Raw genomic sequence first — 19,272 nt, forward strand, 5'->3', positions numbered from 1 at the left:
GTCATGCAGAGCGCCGCGAAGCATCTTTACCGCAATAGTAAAATCAATTACTGGTGGCGGGCAAGGTGCTTCGCGGCGCTCTGCATGACCGGCAAGTGGCTGCCGTAACCTTCCTGCCGCCCTACCGCGGCTGCTCCCGGTTCAGCAGCCGCAGCAGCACCCCATTCGTCCATCCGAAACCGTCCTGCAGCGGGTATTCGCCGCCGCCGGCGGGACGGTTCACGTTCTCCACATCGTATTTCTCCAGCAGCTTGCCGGTCTGGCCGTACACACGGGTATTGAGGCGCACCCAGCGGTGGGCCACGGTGTCGGACAGCGCCTTTTGGTCGTAGCGGGCCAGGCCCTCAATGGCCAGGTGCTGCAACGGAGCCCAGGCATTGGGCGCGTCCCACTGCTGCTTGGTGGCCGAGAGCGTGGTCACCAGGCCGCCGGGCTTCAGGAAGTTGGTTTGCAGGCCCGCGCCCACGCGCTTGGCCTGCTCCGGCGTGGCCAGCCCATACGCCAGCGGGTAGGTGCCGGCCAGGCTGCGCACCGTCGACCGCTTCCGCAGCCGCCAGTTGTAGTCCTGAAACCAGCCGGCTTTGGGGTCCCAGCTCAGGGCCAGCAAAGCCGTTTTGCGCTCGGCGGCTTTCGTCTCGTACAGGCGGGCCTGGGCCGGTTGCCCCGCTACGCGGGCCGCCTCGGCCAGCGTCATTTCGAGGTTATAGAGCAGGCAATTCAAATCCACGGGTACCAAATCGGTGGTCTGAATGGTCTCCAACCCGCCGCCGGGCTTAAACCAACGGCTGCTGAAATCCCAGCCCGAAGCCGCGCCCGCCCGCATGTGGTGGTAGAACTGGGCGGCCGGTTGCTTGCTCTTTTTGGCGGCGGCCACGTCTTCGGCGTACGATTCTTCGCGGGGCTGGTCGCTCTCGTCCCAGTAGCGGTTCAGCAGGTCGCCGTTGGGCAGGCGCACCACGCGGTGGGCGGCGGTGCCGGGCTTTACGGTTTCGGCCCCCAGCATCCAGTAGCGGTACTCCGTTTCGAGGGCGGACCGGTAGCGCAGCAGTTCGCCGTTGCCCAGGTCCTGGGCCAGCAGCTTCACAATATCGGCGAAGAAGGGCGGCTGCGAGCGGGTGAGGTAGTACGTGCGGTTGCCGTTGGGAATGAATCCAAACCGATTGAGAAGGTAGGCAAAATTGTCGGTGATGTCCTTCATCAGCTGGGTTTTGCCGGCCTCGGCCAGCCCCAGCATGGTGAAGTAGGAATCCCAGTAATATACCTCGCGGAAGCGCCCGCCCGGCACGATGTACGGCTTGGGCAGCGGCACCAGCGAGCGGAATTCTGCCAAGGAATCCGTCGCGTCAGCAGCCGGAGCGGCCGGGCGGGCCAGCACCGTCCACAGCGTATCTAGGTGGTGGCGCAGGCCGGCTTTCAGGTCGCTCTGGAAGGGCACCGCCGTGCTGGCCGGCATTGTGAAATGACTTTCTACGAAGGCCTTAAGGTCGAAGCCCGGCCGGTCTTTCTCGCGCCGCCACGCCGCCAGAATGGTGGCCGGCCGCTGCTTCGGGGCCGCATCCACAAAGGTCTTGTTATCGGGGAAAATGCGGCCCAGCTGCACATCCTCAAACAGCCCCGGGAATAGCTGCCGCGGCGAAAGCGGCACTGCGACGGGCTTCGGGGCTATTGCTGGCGTGGCAGCTGCCGTTTTGGAAGCTACCGGCGCGGCAGTTTCGGTTTGGGACCAACTGGGATGGGAGGCCAGCAGCCCGAGCAGCGAGCAGAATACAGGTTTCAGCATGACGCGGAGAGATGGTAACGCGAAGCCGCCTGGCAGTGTGCCAGCAGGGCTTTCGATGGGCTTACGGTTGGCAGCAGCTTTTGGCTTCGCAGCGCCTGCCGCTACGTTGTGCCGCATTTGGCTGCCAGGATATGGCGGCTGCTGCAAGCTACCTGAAATCATTCATTTCCATTGCATAACAATGCCTTGTCAGAATAAACTAATTGATTAGTTTGTAAACTAAAATATTAGTTATGCGTTTGCATTACTCTGAACCAACCCCGCAATATGGACCCCTCCGCTTTCCCCGAACTCACGCGCGCCGAAGAACAAGTAATGCAGGTACTCTGGCGCCGCGGCCCATCCTTCGTGAAGGACGTGCTGGCGGAACTGCCCGCCCCCCAGCCGGCCTACAACACGGTTTCCACCATCATCCGCATCCTTGAAACCAAGGGGTTTGTGGACCACGAAGCTTTCGGGCGCACGCACCGCTACTTCGTGCTGGTGGCCCAGGACGACTACCGCCGCTTCTCGCTGCGCAAGCTGCTGGGCGGCCACTTCGGCAACTCCTTCAGCCGCCTCGTTTCGTTTTTCGCCAAAGAAGAAAACCTCGACGCCGCCCAGCTCGACGAATTGCTCCGCCACGCCTCCCAACCCCAAAACCCCACCGACCATGAACCAACTCAGCCTGCTTAACTGGATGCTGCTCAGCACCGCCCTGCTGGGTGTGTGGTGGGCGTGCTACCGCCTGGCCCTGCGCCCGGAGCGCAGCTTTGCCTACAACCGGGCCTATCTGGTGCTGGGGCCGCTGCTGACCGCCGGCCTGCCGCTGCTGCCGCTGGCATGGCCGGCCGGCTGGTGGGGCACCGGCCCGGCGGGACTGGTCGGCGTGGCAGCCGTGCTGCTGCCGGCCGTGGAGATAGGCGCGCCCGGTCAGGCCGCAGTATCCGCTGGTCCTGATTGGAGCTTCTGGCTGCTAATAGGTTACCTAACTGGTGTGGCCCTGATGCTGGCCCGCCTGGGCATGGGGCTGGGCCGGCTGTGGCGCACCGCCCGCCGCCTGCCCCGCGAAAGTCACGCTGGCTACACGTTGGCCGAAACCCACGGCCAGCTGCCCACCAGCTCCTTCGGCCGGGTGGTGTTCTGGGATGAAACGCTGGCCCTGAGCCCGGCCGAGGCCCGCCAGGTGCTGCGCCACGAGCTGGCCCACGTCGGCCAGCACCACACCTACGACCGCTTGCTGCTGGAGCTGCTGCGCGCTGCGCTGTGGTTCAATCCCTTTGTGCACCTGTGCGGGCGGGCGCTGGCCCTCACCCACGAGTACTTGGCCGACGAAGCGGCCCTGCATGACGACTTCTCGCCTGCTCCTTCCCTTTCCACTTCCTACTCCCAACTGCTGGCCCGGCAAGTGGCCAGCCGCCTCGGTTTCTCGGTTCCGCTTGCGCACTCTTTCTCCCATTCCCAAACCCTCAGTCGCATTGCCATGATTCAGAAAACCAATCCCATCCGCCGCTGGAAACAGTGGCTTGCCTTGCCGTTGGCAGGCGTATTAGTCGTTGCTGTAGCCTGCGAAAAAGCCGCGCCGCCCGCCGCTCCGGCCATATCAAACGCCTCGGCCGATGCCCAGGTGGCCCCGCCGCCCCCACCAAAATTGGTGTCGAATGACAGTCACCTGGCCCCACCACCCGCACCTGCCGTGTACACCTATGTGGAGCAAATGCCCGAATTGGTGAGCGGCGGTGGCAACCAGGCTATTATTGAATTCATTCAGAAGCATGTGGCTTATCCCAAAGTAACTGCCGCCGAGCAGCGTGAGGGACGGGTATTCGTTTCCTTCATCGTGGATAATCAAGGAGTGGTTCAGGCTCCGGCAATCGTCAAGGGCTTGGGGCCCGCCTACGACGAAGCTGTGCTGGCAGCCGTGCGGCAGTTGCCGCGCTTTGCGGCCGGAAAGCAGGACGGCAAATCGGTAGCGGTGACATTCACCGTGCCAGTCCTCTTTACCCTGAAAAAATCGGTGGGCTTCTCGGGGGCCATGCTGATTAACTGGCAGGGCTGGGAGATACCATCCTTCGGCACCGGGTGCTAGCAGGGGCGTTCACCCGCAGTAATTAAAGTCGAGAGAAACCGCTCGAAAAGCTCTGGCCCGCGCCGGGGCCTTTCTGCGTTGAGGGCCGCGGGAGCAAGCCGACCGCCGCCACCGAAGTAACTTTAGGGCCGGAAGTAGCGGCTGAAGCTGCTTTCTAGTTATCAGAGGTTTGTTGTCACTTGTCAGCTATTGCCTGCCTTGTTGGCGGCGTGCCAACTGATAACCAGCCTCCGACCATCCGCTATGCCCCGTTTCTCTGTCGCCTTCCAGGCCCTGCGCAGTCTGGCCCGTACTCCCTCGCTGCTGAACCACGTCATTGCAGGCGATGTGGGCGAGTGGCAGCGCCGGGCGCTGGCCCACGCCGGCCGCCGCCAGCTCACCGCCAAGGGCTTACCAATGGTGTCGCTGGCCACTTTCCTGAGCCCGGCCGATACCACGGTGCGCCCGTTTGCCTTCCGCGAGGGCGGCTCGCTGCCCACGGATTTGCTGCTGCTGCGCGCCCTGGCCCGCCGCGTGCCCGGCTGCCGCTACCTCGAAATTGGCACCTGGCGCGGCGAGAGCGCCGCCAACGTGGCCGAAGTGGCCGCCGAAGTCTTCACCCTGAACCTGTCGGACGAAGAAATCCGCGCCCTCGGCCTGCCCGAGCGATACATCGAGCTGCACGGCTTTTTTTCGAAGCCGCTGCCTAACGTGCGCCACCTGCACGGCAACTCGGCTACCTACGATTTTGCCGCACTGGGCGGGCCGTTTGATGTGATTTTCATCGACGGTGACCACCGCTACGAGGCCGTGCGCATCGACACCAAGCGCGTGTTTGAGCATCTGGTCGGCCCCCAAACCACGGTGGTGTGGCACGATGCCAGCCGCCAGCCCGGCGAACCGCGCTGGGAAGTGCTGGCCGGCCTGCTCGACGGGTTGCCCGCATCCGCTAAGGGCCAGCTGGTGCAAATCGAGAACTCGCTGTGCGCGCTGTACTCGCCCACGCCGCTACCCGCCCAGGTGCCCGACCCGCTCGCCGACCCCGCCACCTGGTTTGAGGTGACGCTGACGCCGGTTTCGCGCTAGCCCGCACGCAGTGGGCCGGATTTAAGCTGGTTTTAATTGCCAAGCCGGTCAGGGCCGGGCGGAAATACTTACCTTTGAGGTAACTATTGCTCGCTTTGTTCCCCATTATCAGTGTCTTTAAACGCAACCTCTAGCGCGTTCGTCGCTACCCTGGGCCTGATGGCAGCCTTGGCCCTGCCCGCCTGTTCCACCCGCCCCGCCGAGGGCGAAAAAGCCGCCGACGGTAGCACCGCCGCTGCCAGCGACGCGGCTGCTAAGCCCGCTCCCGTCGACACCATCAAGCTGAAGATGGAAGCCATGCGCCGCGACTCGCTCAAGGCCGACTCCATTGCCAAGAAAACCGGCCAGCTGCCGGGCGCCATCCTGCCGGGCCACCGCATCGTGGCCTTCTATGGCAACATTCGCTCGAAGGGTATGGGCATCCTGGGCCGCGAGCCCAAGGACCAGATGTTCCGCAAGTTCGAGGGGGTGCTGAAGGAGTGGCAGGCCGCCGACCCCACCATTCCGGTGCAGCCCGCCTTGCACAACGTGACCATCACGGCCCAAGGCTCCCCTGGCAAGGACGGCAAATGGCGCCTGATGAACTCCAAAGCCACCATCGAGGAAGTAATTTCCTGGGCCCGTGAGCACCACTGCATCCTGTTTCTGGACGTGCAGCCCGGCCACAGCACCCTGCCGGTGGAGCTGCCCAAGCTGGAGCAGTACCTCAAGCAGCCCGACATTCATCTCGGCATCGACCCCGAGTTTTCGCTGGCCACCATGCCCGGCGTGCGCCCCAACCAGCGCATCGGTACGCTCGATGCCAAGGACGTGAACTTCACCATCAACTTCCTGGCCCGCATCGTGAGCCAATACCACCTGCCGCCCAAAGTGCTGACGGTGCACCGCTTCACCCGGAAGATGATTACCAACTACAAAAACATCAAGCTTGACCCGCGCGTGCAGGTGGTGATGCACATGGACGGCCACGGCGAGCCGACGCTGAAAAAGGATTCGTACCACGACTACATTCAGACCGAGCCCGTGCAGTACACCGGCTTCAAGCTTTTCTACGAGTACGACCCCAAGCCCAAGCCCCACCACATGATGACCCCGGTAGAGGTGCTGACCCAGCTCACGCCCAAGCCGCTGTACATTCAGTACCAGTAGGCAATAGTGAAACAAAAACGGCGCCCCCGGCAGCCCACCATGGGCCAGCCGGGGGCGCTGCTTATTCTACCACCAGCCGCTGCGTGCGGGCGGTGCCCGCGCCCACCAAGCGCACCACGTACATGCCCGGGGCCAGCCCGGTCAAATCGAGGTCGAGCAGCCGGCCGGCGGCCGGCACGGCCACCGTTTGGGTGCGGTGAAGGCGGCCCAGGGCGTCGCTGAGGGTGAGCACGGACGTGGTGGCGGTGGCCGCGGGCGGTAGCTGCACCGTTGCCGTGGCGTGGGCCGGGTTGGGATAGAGGGCCAGCGCCGCCCGGGGGGCGCCGGTGGGTACCTGGGCGGCCAGCAGGGTCACATCGGTGAGCGAAGCCAAGAAGCTATAAGTGTTGGGAGAGGAAACGTTATTGACGTTGAGCTGGCCGAAGTCGGCTCCGTACTGCAGGTAGCCACCCAGTAGCACGCGGCTGTCGGACAGGGCCAGCGTCAGGGCCTGGTCGTAGTTGGTGCTGCCGCCGCCTTGCTGCACCCAGGCAAAATTGCTGGTGCTGCCCGAGTCCACGATTTTGGCTAGGTAGCAGTCGAGGGTATTGCCCACGGTGCGCAGCGTGGCGTTGCCAAACCGGGCCCCCGTGTAGGCGCTGCCGGCAACGTACAGGTTGCGCCCGCTCACGGCCAGGGCCGGGGCATTGATGCTGCCGTTGCTGGCCGTACTGATGGGCTGCACCCACACGAAGCTGCTGGCCATGCCGCCATCTAGCAGCTTGGCCACGAAGGCATTGTCGCCGCCGTAAGCCGTGGCGCTGCCCACGGAGAGGGTGCCAAAGTTGGCCGAGTTGACGTAAGTGCCCGCCACGTAGATATTGGGCCCCTGCGCCACCAGCGCCGATAGGCCGTCGGTGCTGATGCCGCCGATTTGCTGGGCCCACACAAAGCTGGCCGTGCCCCCGGCATCGGTGAGCTTGGCCACGAAGGCGTCGGAGAAGATTTGGCCGTAGGTGAGGGGGTTGCGCAGGGTGGTGGTCCCAAACGCGGCGTCGTTGCTGTAGAAAGTACCGCCCACGTACAAGTTAGTGCCGTTCACGGCCAGCGAACTTATGCCTTCGCTGTCATTGCCGCCGGCGCGCACCGCCCAGGTGTAGCTGGCCGTGTTCCCGGCATCGGTGAGCTTGGCCACGAAGGCATCGGAAAGGCCCGCGCTGGCCAGGGTGTAGCTCCCAAAGGTGGCGTTGTAGGTGCGGCCCCGGGGGTTGCTTTCGCCGAAGCTGCCGGCCACGTAGAGGCTGGTGCCCTGCACGGCCAGCGCCGAAATGAAGTCGAACCCCGGCCCGCCGCCGCCCACGGCCCAGTCGAAGCTGGCCGAGGTGCCCGCGTCCGTCAGCTTGGCCACGAACACGTCGCGCCCGCCGGGAGTGCTCAGGGTGGTGTTGCCAAAGGTGGCAAGGTCGAAGTAGCTGCCGGCCAGGTACACGCTCGACCCGCTCACCGCCACCGCCGCGACGGAAGCATTGTAGGCGCTGAGTGCCTGCGCCCAGAGGTACGTGTTGGTGGCGGGGTTCCATTTGGCTATAAACGGCAGCGGCCGGTTCGTAGCGCCCGTGAGCACGAAGCTGCCCAGGGTGAGCTGGCCGTAGAACCCGCCGCTCACGTACACGTTGCCGCTGGCATCGGGCGTGGTCACCGAAATGCTATTGCTGTTGAGGCTGGTGGTGGCCCCCGTCAGGGTTTGCCAAGCCGGCTGGGCGGGCGTGGCCGGGGTGGTCACGGTGAAGGTGCGGGTAGCGGTGCCATTGGGCGTAATCACGGTCAGAATGCCCGTTTCGGCACCGCTGGGCACCACGACGCCCGTAATTTGTGTGCCGGCCGCATTCACTGAAAAGCTGCTCGTCACCGTGTTCACGCCTCCGCCGGCAAACACGATGGCCGTGGCGCCGGTAAGGTTCGAGCCATTAAGTACGATGGTGCCCCCAGCGGCCGCACTGGTGGGCGCAATGCTGCTGAGCGAAAGCGCCCGCGTCACCGTAAACGGCAGCCCGTTGCTGGTGCCGGCCGCCGACCAAGCCCGAAGTGGCCGCGCCCGGCACCGTGAAGTTGATGTAGCTGCCGAAGCTCGTGAACGTGGCGTTAGTGCCATTCACCCGCACCGCCGTTACGGACAAATCGTTGCCCGTGAGCCGGATGCTGGCCCCCGGAACGCCGGCAACGGGAGTCACCTCAATAAGATAGGGCAGCACCTGGAAGGTCAGGGCATTGCTGGTGCCGGCCGGCGTCGTCACCACTATCGGCCCCGAGGGCGCGGCCCCAAAGGGGACGACAGCCGTCAGGGTCGTGCTGTTGATAACCGTGAAATTGGTGGAGTAAAAAGAGAATTGCACCTGAGTAGCTCCCAACAGATTGGTGCCCGTGAGCGTGACGGTGGCCCCGGCCGGGGCGCTGCCGGGGCTCACGCTGGTGAGCGTGGGGGGCGGGGGCGGCACCACCGTAAACTGCACGCCGGCGCTGGTCCCGCCGGGCGTGGTCACCGTCACGGGGCCAGTTACGGCGCCGGCCGGCACCAGCACCCCCGTGAGTTGGGAGCCGCCGCTGGTGGCGCTGAAGCCGGTGCTCACCACGTTGTTGGCCGTGCCGCTAAACGTGATGGCCGTGGCCCCCGTCAGGCTAGTACCCGTGATGCTGATGCTGGCGCCCGGCCACGCACTGGCCGGGCTGAACCCGGCCACCGTGGGCGGCGGCGCCACGCCCGTGCCCCCCAAGGCCAGCACGTAGCTCGGAAACCCGGAGGCGTTGCTGCTGAGCACCAGCGTGCCGGTGCGCGCCCCCAGCGCCGAGGGCTGAAACACCACCGTCAGCGTGGTCGAGCCCCCGGCTGGCACCGTAGTAGGCACGGCGCCCACCACCGCAAAATCGCCGGTAGTGGTGGCGCCGCTGAGGAGCAGCGGCAGCGAGCCCGGGTTGGATAGCGTGAATGTAACAGGTGCCGAAGTAGAGGTAACGTATTGGTTGGTAAAACTAAAGGCGGGCCCCGCGGGAAGGTACAACGTGCCGTTTTGCAGCACCGAGAGCTGGGCCGCATTCACCACGAAGCTGGCGCTGGTGGCCCCGGTGCCGCTGCCCGTCGTCGCGCTGATGGGCCCCGTGATGGCCCCGTTGGGCACCACCACGCCGGTAATCTGGGTGCCGGCCGTATTCACTGTAAAGCCGCTGCTCACCACATTGCCCGCCGCCCCCGCAAACGTGATGCGGCGCGTGCCCACCAAGCCAGTACCGCCGAGCGTGAGCGTGGTGCCCGGCGCACCGGCCGCGGAGCTGAAGCTGCTGAGCGTGGGCGCCACGCCGTTGCGGCCTAGCACCACGCGCCCGCCCCTGGCCGTGAGCAGGTCGAGGTCGCCGTCGCCGTCCACGTCGCCCAGCGCGGCGCCCACCGCCGTGCCGCCCGCCAGAACCAGCGGCCCCGGCTGCGCCGCAAAGCCGCCGCTGCCGTTGTTGAGAAAGGTGATGACCTGCCCACCGGTGCCTTGGGCTACCACAAAATCCAGGTCGCCGTCGGCGTCCACGTCGCCGGTGCTCAGGGCGGTGGGCGTGCTGCCGGTGGGCAGCGCCAAGATGGTGACGTTACCAAAGATGCCGTTGTTATTCAGGGTTACGCTCACGTTGCTGCCGTTGGCCGCCAGCACGTCCACGCTGCCGTTGGCGTCGAAGTCGGCCAGCGCCAGGTCGACCGGGGCGACGCCCACAGCCAGCGCCGGGCTCGTGCTGAAAACGCCAAGGCCGTTATTAAGGCGCACCGTTACCGAGTTGTTGCCGCGGTTGCTGGTCAGGATGTCGAGGTCGCCGTCGTTGTCCACGTCGGCCAGCTGCACCGAACTGGGCTGGCTGCCCACCCCCACTGAAACCAAGCCGCCGAAGAAGCCGCTGCTATTGTTGAAGCCCATCGTCACGGTAGCGGTACTGCTGTTGGCAGATACGAAATCGAGGTCGCCATCGGCATCAATATCGCCGGTAGCCACGCCGCTTACCAGGCCGCCCACCGTCAGGTTTTGCCCCGCAAAGCCCGACGTCCCGAACACGCCGGTGCCATCATTGAGCGCAATGGAAACACTCGGGTTGTCGGCATCGCCGGCAATCAGGTCCAGAAAGCCGTCCTGGTTGAAGTCGGCCAGGGCCGCGCCGCTGGGGGTATTGGCCACCACCACGTTGGCCCCGCGCGCGAACCCACCTATGCCGTTGTTGATGAAGGAATACACACCATAGAGTCCGGCCGTGGTGAGCAAGTCCAGGTCGCCGTCGTTGTCGATGTCGCCCAGCAGCAGGTCGCGGTTGTTGGTGTAGGCCACTTCCGTGGTGTCAAGAAACACCCCCCGCCCGGGGCCGCCCGTGGCCGCCGTGAACTGGTACACTTGGGGCCGCAGGCCTACGCCAGCAGCGTTTGTGAGTGTGGCCGGCGCGTTCACACTCACCCGCTCGCCGGGCGCGAAGGGCTGCGTAGGGGCAAAGCGCAGCGTGCTGGTGCCCCCGCCGCTGAGGGTGCCGGTGCGGCGCCCCCGCCGCTGGCTGCCGTACACCCGCAGGCCCGGCGCCGACGCCGTGGTGATGGGCTGCGTGAAGGTCAGCTCTACCGGGGCCAGTACGGGCGCCGCCACGGCGTGTCGGGCAGGTACCAAAGAGGTAATGCTGGGGCTTTGCGCCGAGGTTACTTGTGCAAGCAGTGCCAGCGCTGCGGCGCCAACCGCGCGAAAAAGAGAAGTAGACCGTAGGAGCATAAATAAAAAAAGACAGGGGAAGTAACAAAGCTACTTCCCCTGTCTCAATATGTTACGCTTAGGCCTTTGGAATTTGGCAGGCCGAACTCAGTGAGCGTCCATGCTGATTTTGCCGGTCACCTTCACGCGTTTGATGAACAGCACCAGCGGTAGGCAGCACATGAAAAACAGGCCAATCATGGCGAACACCTGCGAGTAGGTGATGATGGAAACCTGCTTCATCAGAATGCCTTCGAGGGCAGCGTAAGCCTGCTGGCGGGCTTGCTCCATCGAGAAGCCGTGGGCCATGAAGTTCTGGGTGAAAGCCTGGATGCGCTGCACCGTAGCACTGTCGTAGAGCGAGATGTGGGCCAGCGGGCTGATGCGGTTTTGGGCAATGCTGCGCTCCAGGTACGTGCCCACAATGGCCACCCCGAACGAGCCGCCGAGCTGGCGAATCATGCCGGTGAGGCCGGCAGCCTGGCCGGCGTCCTTGCCTTTCAGGCCGGCCAGACTCATCGTCGTGATGGGCAGGAAAATCAGGCCCATGCCCAGGCCGCGCACCATCAGGGGCCAGAAGAAGTCGGATTCGCCGGCGGTGGGCGAAATGACGTTGGCCATCCAGAACGTGAAGCCGAAGAAGATGAGGAAGCCCGTCGGAATCATGAACTTCTGCGGCACGCCGGCCTGCAACATCCGGCCGATGACCGGCATCATAAAGCCGGAAGCCAGCGCGCCCGGCAGCAGCATGTAGCCCGTTTGGGCGGCCGTGAAGCCCAGAATGCGCTGGGTGAAAATGGGAAGAATAAATACCGAAGCAAACATGCCGAAGCCCAACACGAACGAGAGCACCGACCCAACGGCCAGGTTGCGGCTCTTGCCCAGCACGCGCAGGTCCACGATGGGGGCCTTCGCCGTAAGCTCGCGCCAGATGAAGCCCAGCAGACCAACAGCCGCCAGCAGCGCGAAGCTGTTGATGTAGGCGCTCTCGAACCAGTCCTCGGTTTCGCCCTGCTCCAGCACCAGCTGCAGCGAGCCCACACCCAGAATCAGCAGGAAAATGCCGGCCCAGTCAATCTCGCGCAGCGGCCGGGGAATAGCATTTTTGATGCGTTCCGGGTCGCGGATGAACAGCAGCGTGAAGACAGCGGCCAGAATGCCCACCGGCACGTTCACGTAGAAAATCCAGGGCCAGTCGTAGTTATCCACGATGTAGCCGCCCAGCGTGGGGCCGATGGTAGGGCCGATAATCACACCCATGCCGAACAGGGCCTGCCCCAGCGGCAACTGCTTGGGCGGGAAGGTGTCAATCAGAATGGCCTGCGAAGTCGCCATGAGGGCACCCCCGCCGATGCCTTGGATGAAGCGGAAAGACACCAGCTCCCACAGGTTGGTGCTCTGGCCGCAGGCCATGGAGGCCAGCGTGAAGAGCACCACGGAGAAGAAAAAGTAGTTTTTGCGCCCGAACTGCTCGGCCAGGAAGCCGGTCATCGGAATCACAATCACGTTGGCGATGCCGTAGGCGGCCACCACCCAGGTCACTTCCTGCTGCGTGGCCGAGAGGTTGCCCATCATCTGGGTCAGGGCCACGTTCACGATGCTGGTATCAATCAGCTCGAGCAAGACGCAGAGGACCACCGTCACAACGATAATCCACTTGGTAAATCCGGTTTCCATAATTTCTATTGTGTCATTGCGAGGAGGAACGACGAAGCAATCCGTCCTCCCAAAGCGACTAACCTAAATGATGTGAAAAGCCCTGAGTCCGCGCAAAAAAGCTTGGTCGCAACTCAGGGCTCAGGGTGCTCAGAGGACGGATTGCTTCGTCGTTCCTCCTCGCAATGACAAACCTTACTTCACCTGCACCACCGCATTCACGCTCATGCCGGCGCGGAGCGGGTGCTGGGGGTCCACTTTATCCAGCGCAATGCGCACCGGAATCCGCTGGGTCACTTTCACGAAGTTGCCGCTGGCGTTGTCGGGGGGCAACAGGGCGAAGCGGGCGCCGGTAGCGGCCGAGAGCGACTCGATGTGGCCCTGAAACTCTTCCTTGGGATAAGCATCCACTTCCAGTTTCACGGGCTGGCCCACTTTCATATCTTCCAGTTGGGTTTCCTTGAAGTTGGCTACCACCCAGGTGCGGGCGCTGCCCACAATGCCAAACAGTTGCTGGCCGGGGCCAACTACCTGGCCGGGCTGCACGTTCTTCTTGCTGATGATGCCGTCCTGGGGCGCGGTGATGGTGGTGTAGCTCAGCTGCAGCTTGGCGTTGTCGAGGTCGGCTTGGCGCTGTTTCACCACGGCCTGAGCCACGGCAATTTGCTGCTGGGCGGCGGCTACCTGCTGGCGAGCTACGCTCACCTGGTCGGTGGCGGTGGCGCGCTGGGCGGCGGTGGCTTTCAGGTTGGCCTGCACGGCGTCGTACTCACTCTGCGGAATGATATCCTGCTTGCGCAGCTGTTCGCTGCGTTTCAGGTCTTTCTGCAGGCGTTCCTGGTTGGCCTGGCTCACGCCGATGCCGGTTTGGGCGGTGCGCACGTTGGCACTGGCGGTGGCCACGCCGGCGCGGGCGGCCGTCACCTGGGCCTGGGCGGCGGCGAGGGCAGCCTCAGCGGCGTTCACGCGCTGCTGGTAGTCGGCCGGGTCGAGGGTAACGAGGACGTCGCCCTTCTTCACGGGCATGTTGTCGTCCACTTTCACTTCGAGCACCGGGCCACCCACGCGGGGCAACACCGGGTACACGTCGCCTTCTACCTGGGCGTCGTCGGTGCTTTCGTGGGCTTTGGCAAACTGGTAGCGGGTGAAACCGTAGTAGCCGCCGCCCAGCAGCACTAGCAACATAACAATGAGAACAAGCGGGTTACGCTTTCTGGGCTCTTCCAGCGGGGCATTTTCGGCGGCCGCGTTAGGGTAAGGAGCAGGGGCGTTTTCTACGGCGGGGGAAGTTTCGGTCTGGGCCATCTTAGTAAGTATTCGGGGGCAGTGTTTTACGGAAAAAAGGAGGGCAGTGGCGGCGTTAGGCCTGGTTCACTGCGGTTTCGGGTTGGTGCGGGGCACGGACCAGTAAGGTGGCGCACCGGGCGGTGCGGAGCACGATTTCGGCGGTAGTGCCCATCAAAAAGCGGGTAAGGCCCGTTTGGCCGTGCGCGCCAATAACAATTAAATCAGCCTGTTGGCGGTCGGCTTCGGCCACAATTTCCGGGGCAGCTTCGCCGCGCACCATGCCGGTGTGCACACGGGACACGCCAGCTTCTTCGGCCGAGGCTTGCAGGGCCTGCATCTTGCCTTTGCAAGAGCCAAAAACTTTCGCATCAGGCTGCTGGCCGGTGGGGTCCTCCTGCGGCTCGCACACGTGCAGCAGCCGCAGCTCGGCACCCGTGGCCACGGCCAGGGCCGCCGCATAGGCCACCAGCCCAGCCGACGCGGCCGAGAAATCGAGCGGACAAAGGATGGTGGAGAGATTCATTTTCAATGCGTGAATTGGTGAATGAGCGAATGAGTGAATAAATCAGGTGAATAGGTGTTGGTTGAAGGAGTCATTCGCCCATTCACTCATTCACCAATTCACTCATTGCTATTGCCAAATCTGCTCGCCGGTGGCGCGGCGCAGCTGGTACTGGCCCAGCGTGTAGTTGTATTCGGCTTGCACCAGGGCCAGGCGGGCCTGGGCGAGCTGGGTTTCAGCGTCCAGCACGTCGAGGTTCTGGCCGACGCCGTAGCGGTACCGGTCGCGGGCTTTGCTCAGGGCCTCGGTGGCCTGGGCTACCTGCTGCTGGGCATTCTCGTGGCGGGCTTGGCTGAAATCCATGTTGTTGATGGCCTGGCGGACATCGGCGCGGATTTGCTCCTGCGTGTCGGCGGTGCGGGCCACGGCGGCGCGGGACATGGCCGCGGCTTCCACGCGCTGCTTCTTGTTCTTGTTGCCGTCATAAATCGGCACCGACAACTGCAGCACGCCTACCGTGTTGAAGCGAATCCGGTTGATATCGGGCAGGATGTAGCCATTTTTGGCCCCCGCCTGCACGCCGGCACCGAGGCTCGGCATATTGCTTTTCTCGATGAGGCGGGCCTGCAGGGCGGCCGTGTTTTCGGCGTCGCGGGCCAGCTTCACTTCGGGGCGGTTGTTGCTGGCTTTAGTTACTTCGGCCTCCAGGTTCACGGGCTGCGGCTCGTAGGTGAGGCGGCCCTTCACCGGAATGTCGGCCTGGGCGGGCTTGTGCAGCAGGCGGGCCAGCTGCACCTGCTGGTTGCGCAGCTGGTTTTGCAGGTCGAGCTTGGTATTTTGGGCCTGCGTGATGCGCACGTCGGTGGTGGTCACGTCAAACTTGGTGCTCACGCCGGCTTGCACGCGTTTGTTCATTTCGTCGCGGTGGGCTTGCAGCGAGGCAATCTGCTGGTCCTGTACCTTAATGCTTTCGCGCATGAACAGGATGTTATAGTACACCTGCGCGGCGTTGAAGGCCAGGTCGCGGCGGGCCACCGTGATGTTGTCCTGCGCCGTTTGCACCTGCGATTCGGCCACTTTCACCGTCGCCTCGTTCTTGCCGAAATCAAACAGCAGGTACTGCGCCGTGAGGTGAAAATCGTAGTTGTTGTTGGGAGCAAACTGTAGCACTTCGCCGTTGAAAGGCAGCTTCACCACGGGGTCGATGCGGGTGTAGGTCGCCGTGCCCGTCACCTGGGGCAGGAAGCCGGCCCGCGTCTGGCTCAGGCGGCTGGTCGAAGCATTCGACAGCTCGGTGAGGTTGGTGATGCTGGGGTTGGCGTCGAGCACGGCTTGCAGCGTCGCGCCAAGGGTCAGGGAGTCGCTGGCCAAACCAATGGCCTGGGAAGCCGCCGGGATGCCGGGCTGGTTTTGGGCCAGTGCCGGCTGGGCCAGCAGCAGGCCGCCAAACAGCGACAAACCGGCAAAGCCCTTGAGGTATTGATGAGAAAACATAAGGCCAAGTGGCATAGGGTGTGCACTGCCCTTACCGAAAGCCATGCCAGCACCAATGAGAGAAAAATTTTATATACCTACTCATTGAATACTAGATAATTAAAATAAAATTGCGGGCATTTGAAGTAATTGGAAGCGAGAGCCGTCTACCTATTTATTCCTCAAATAGCAGGAATTGTCGTAATTTTACTCCTGATATTTAAGGGAAATTCAATCCTAAGCTGGTGCCTACCAACGACGAAAATCTTTTGCTTCACCTCAACGAAGCCATCGCCACCATCCGCGATAAGGACCAGCTGTTCAAGGTGGTAACGACCAAGCTGCGGCTGATTTTCCCGTTCGACCTCATCGGCATCAACGTGTTTGATGAAGAGGTGAAGCAGAAGCGCCTGTTCCTGCGCGACTATTATGGCGTGGATGAAGCGCCGCCCCTACCGCCCGGCGCCGATTATTTCTCGCCCATCGCTGGCTCACCCATCGAAAGACTGGTGGCCGACCCGCGCGTGCAGCAGTTCACGCCGCAGCAGTATCTGGCTGATTATCCAGAGTATGCGGCCTACAAAAAGATGACGCACCTGGGCGTGACGCACCTCACGGCCGTGCCGCTGCACATTGGCGGCCGCCTCACCGGGTTTATGACGCTGGCCTCGCGCCGCACGCCTCACTTCACGGCCGCCGACGAAAAGCTACTGGAAAAAATAGGTTCTTTGATATCCATTGCCGTAGCTAACACCCTGGCTTTCGAAGAAGTAGCCCGACGGGAACAGGAGCGCACCCTGCAACTCAACATCACCAATGCCCTGCTCAGCATCAAGCAGCGCGAGCCGTTGTTCCGGGCCGTGGCCGAGGCCCTGAGCCAAGTGGTGCGGTTCGATTACTTCGGCCTGCGAGTGCAGCGGGCCGGGCGACAGGAGCCATTTGAAGGATTTGCGGAGTTTTCGCGCTCCGGTGAAGGGCCGGAGGCGCCCCTGCTGGCCCTCGACCCCAACCGCCAGTACGGCCTGAATCGGCTTGATAACGCGGCCATGTATCAGCAGCTGAACGACTTGCTGAAAGAGCCCGGCCTCTACGTTGCCGATGATTTCCGGGCCCAGGCCCAGCGCTACCCGTTGCTGCGGCATGTGTATGAGGAATATGGCACGCGGGCCATGCTTATTGTACCCATCTGGCAGCGGGCCGATGGCGCGGCCGTGCTCATGCTGGCCTCGCCCAACCCCACAGCCTTTCGCCCCGAAGACCTGGCCACAGTGCTGGCTCTCACCCCCCAGATTGCCCTGGCCCTGGAAAACCTCTTCGCCTTTGAGCAAATTGAGGAGTTGAAGGCCCAGGTGGAGCAGGAGCGCACCTATCTGGTCGATGAAATCAACACTTCCGCCCGCTTCGGGGCCGATTCGGGCACGTTCATCGGCAGCAGCCCCGCTTTGCAACTGGTGGAGCGCCGCATCGGGATGGTTGCCCCCACCGACACCACGGTGCTGATATCCGGCGAGACCGGCACTGGCAAGGAGCTGGTGGCCCGGGAACTGCACAATGCCTCGCCCCGCCACGCGCGCGCCCTCATCAAGCTCAACTGTGCGGCATTGCCCGCCCAGCTTATTGAAAGCGAGTTGTTTGGGCACGAAAAGGGCGCTTTCACCGGAGCCGTGGAGCGGCGCATCGGCAAGTTCGAATTGGCCAACGGCGGCTCCATTTTCCTGGATGAAATCGGGGAGCTGCCGCTCGATTTGCAGGCCAAGCTGCTGCGCGTATTGCAGGAGCGGGAGTTTGAGCGGCTGGGCGGCACCAAGGTGCTGCACTCCGATGCCCGCGTTATCGCCGCCACCAACCGGGTGCTGGCCGATGAGGTGGCCGCCGGCCGTTTTCGGGCCGATTTATACTATCGCCTCAACGTTTTTCCCATCGAGCTGGCCCCGCTGCGCGAGCGCCGCGAGGACATTGAGCCGCTGCTGCGCCACTTTGTTCAGCGCCTGAGCAAGCGCCTGGGCAAGCCCATCCGCCAGGTGCGCCCCACCGATTTGGCGGCTTTGCAGGCGTATAGTTGGCCGGGCAATATCCGCGAGTTGGAGCACGTGCTGGAGCAGGCCATCATTGTGAGCCAGGGGCCGTTTCTGGAGTTTGCGGGCTTTGCGGCCGCGCCGTTGGTGCTAGGGGCGGCAGGGGCGGTTCCCGCTCCCGGCGTTGCGCCGCTCAAGACGCTAAAAGAGCAGGAGCGCGACCACATTCTGGCGGCCCTCACGCGCACCGGCGGTCGGGTAAGCGGCGCGCAGGGCGCGGCCCTGCTACTCGATATCAACCCCAAAACCCTGGAAGCCCGCATGAAAAAGTTGGGTATTCGGCGCACGGTGGGCGTAGAAGGCTAGCGCCTCCAAGGGCTTGGTTTCGTGCTGGCCGGTTTGCGTCGTCGGGAAGCGGCTGGTTCCGGTTGGGCGCTGTCGGGGGCCGCGGCAGTCGGGCTGCACCAAGTGAATAATGTATCGATGCGGGCTTCTACAATCTTAAAAGCAAGTCTTCTGAAAACGGATTGTTGGTATCAAACCGCTGGGAGAATAGCTGAATATAAATAATTGAAAAAAAAGGTGCTGCCCGCCAGCCCGACGTTATCGGCTTGCATGTTCCTGATTTTGTAAAACAATGCGGTGAACAGGGTCGCTCCTTCGTTCTTAAGGGTGGAGCTTATAAAAAACTCAACCATAACTGCCTAAATGCTAGTGCGTAAATACGGGAAACAATTCCCGCTCACTTTCTATTTTTTAACGTTATGGCAAACAAAGGAAATTCCAGTCAACATTCGGAAGCCGGCCGTCAGGGGGGGCTTGCCAGTCACAGCCACCGCCAAGCCGCTAGCCACCACAGCGAAGCCGCCCGCCACCACCACGCCGCGGCCGACAGCTACGACGAAGGCAACCCCGAGCGCAGCGCCATGCACGCTCAGATGGCTCGTGGCCATGCCAGCGAGGCCCGCGCCCACGGCAAACAAGCCAACCGCAGCTACGTGAGTGCATACGGCGTCGGGCGTGGGTTCGCGGGTATGGACCCGGACCGGCAGCGTGAAATTGCATCCATGGGCGGCCGCGCCAGCCACGGCGGCAACCGCGACTACGACGATGACCGCGACCGTGGCCAACGCGACGATGACCGACGGGGCAATGGCCGGGGCTTTGCCAGCATGGACCCGGACCGGCAGCGCGAAACAGCATCCATGGGCGGCCGCGCCAGCCACGGCGGCCGCGACGATGACCGCGACTACGACGACCGCGACGATGACCAGCGGAGCGATAGACGAGGGTTCGCGGGCATGGACCCCGAGCGGCAGCGCGAAATCGCTTCGATGGGTGGCCGCGCCAGCCACGGCGGCAGCCGCGACGATGACCGGCGCGGCAGCACCCGCGTCCGCGACCGCGACGACGACCGGCGGGGCAGTGGCCGGGGCTTTGCCGGCATGGACCCCGAGCGGCAGCGCGAAATCGCATCCATGGGCGGCCGGGCCAGCCACGGCGGCCGTGGCTCCGACCAGAACGACGGCCAATAAATTTCT

General features: G+C 63.5%; 13 protein-coding genes. 6 read left to right on the forward strand and 7 right to left on the reverse strand.

Annotated features, from left to right (window positions below; all coding sequences use genetic code 11):
* Nucleotides 1-121: 121 nt before the first annotated feature.
* Nucleotides 122-1,780, reverse strand: coding sequence for an alpha,alpha-trehalase TreF (gene treF / locus ACYU7Q_RS20040; protein ID WP_460611234.1), 1,659 nt, complete (start codon nt 1,778-1,780; stop codon nt 122-124).
* Nucleotides 1,781-2,047: 267 nt separating this feature from the next.
* Between treF and ACYU7Q_RS20045 the strand changes: the two genes are divergently transcribed.
* From ACYU7Q_RS20045 to ACYU7Q_RS20060, 4 genes are all read left to right on the forward strand, one after another.
* On the forward strand, nt 2,048-2,455 hold the full coding sequence (locus ACYU7Q_RS20045) for a BlaI/MecI/CopY family transcriptional regulator (protein WP_460611235.1): 408 nt from the start codon (nt 2,048-2,050) through the stop codon (nt 2,453-2,455).
* Nucleotides 2,433-3,848 carry a M56 family metallopeptidase gene (locus tag ACYU7Q_RS20050; RefSeq protein ID WP_460611236.1) on the forward strand — a complete coding sequence of 472 codons (1,416 nt, stop codon included), beginning with the start codon at nt 2,433-2,435 and terminating at the stop codon, nt 3,846-3,848. The genes ACYU7Q_RS20045 and ACYU7Q_RS20050 overlap by 23 nt, the downstream gene beginning before the upstream one ends.
* A 243-nt stretch (nt 3,849-4,091) precedes the next feature.
* Entirely contained in the window at nt 4,092-4,913 is an 822-nt protein-coding gene (locus ACYU7Q_RS20055) for a class I SAM-dependent methyltransferase (protein WP_460611237.1), read from the forward strand.
* Nucleotides 4,914-5,024: 111 nt separating this feature from the next.
* The gene (locus ACYU7Q_RS20060; protein WP_460611238.1) at nt 5,025-6,062 is read left to right on the forward strand and encodes a hypothetical protein; all 1,038 of its coding nucleotides are present in this window, start codon (nt 5,025-5,027) and stop codon (nt 6,060-6,062) included.
* A gap of 61 nt (nt 6,063-6,123) precedes the next feature.
* Here ACYU7Q_RS20060 and ACYU7Q_RS20065 read toward each other — a convergent pair whose 3' ends face one another.
* The 6 genes from ACYU7Q_RS20065 to ACYU7Q_RS20090 form a co-directional block, all read right to left on the reverse strand.
* Nucleotides 6,124-8,079: a T9SS type A sorting domain-containing protein gene (locus ACYU7Q_RS20065; RefSeq protein ID WP_460611239.1), complete on the reverse strand. Its 1,956-nt coding sequence runs from the start codon at nt 8,077-8,079 to the stop codon at nt 6,124-6,126.
* Nucleotides 8,009-10,819: an FG-GAP-like repeat-containing protein gene (locus ACYU7Q_RS20070; RefSeq protein WP_460611240.1), complete on the reverse strand. Its 2,811-nt coding sequence runs from the start codon at nt 10,817-10,819 to the stop codon at nt 8,009-8,011. Before ACYU7Q_RS20070 ends, ACYU7Q_RS20065 begins: the two co-directional genes overlap by 71 nt.
* An 87-nt stretch (nt 10,820-10,906) precedes the next feature.
* Nucleotides 10,907-12,475: an efflux MFS transporter permease gene (locus ACYU7Q_RS20075; protein ID WP_460611241.1), complete on the reverse strand. Its 1,569-nt coding sequence runs from the start codon at nt 12,473-12,475 to the stop codon at nt 10,907-10,909.
* A gap of 174 nt (nt 12,476-12,649) precedes the next feature.
* Nucleotides 12,650-13,759, reverse strand: coding sequence for an HlyD family secretion protein (locus ACYU7Q_RS20080; protein WP_460611242.1), 1,110 nt, complete (start codon nt 13,757-13,759; stop codon nt 12,650-12,652).
* A 55-nt stretch (nt 13,760-13,814) separates the two neighbouring features.
* Nucleotides 13,815-14,264 (reverse strand): universal stress protein, encoded by a 450-nt coding sequence (locus ACYU7Q_RS20085; RefSeq protein ID WP_460611243.1) that lies wholly within the window; start codon nt 14,262-14,264, stop codon nt 13,815-13,817.
* 108 nt (nt 14,265-14,372) lie between these two features.
* Complete coding sequence (locus tag ACYU7Q_RS20090; RefSeq protein WP_460611244.1) at nt 14,373-15,737, reverse strand: TolC family protein; 1,365 nt, start codon at nt 15,735-15,737, stop codon at nt 14,373-14,375.
* A 224-nt stretch (nt 15,738-15,961) separates the two neighbouring features.
* On the opposite strand from ACYU7Q_RS20090, the gene ACYU7Q_RS20095 reads away from it, so the two are divergent.
* Nucleotides 15,962-18,097 carry a sigma-54-dependent Fis family transcriptional regulator gene (locus ACYU7Q_RS20095; protein WP_460611245.1) on the forward strand — a complete coding sequence of 712 codons (2,136 nt, stop codon included), beginning with the start codon at nt 15,962-15,964 and terminating at the stop codon, nt 18,095-18,097.
* 398 nt (nt 18,098-18,495) lie between these two features.
* Entirely contained in the window at nt 18,496-19,266 is a 771-nt protein-coding gene (locus tag ACYU7Q_RS20100) for a KGG domain-containing protein (RefSeq protein ID WP_460611246.1), read from the forward strand.
* Nucleotides 19,267-19,272 lie beyond the last annotated feature (6 nt).

It is taken from the genome of Hymenobacter terrigena, assembly GCF_054776515.1.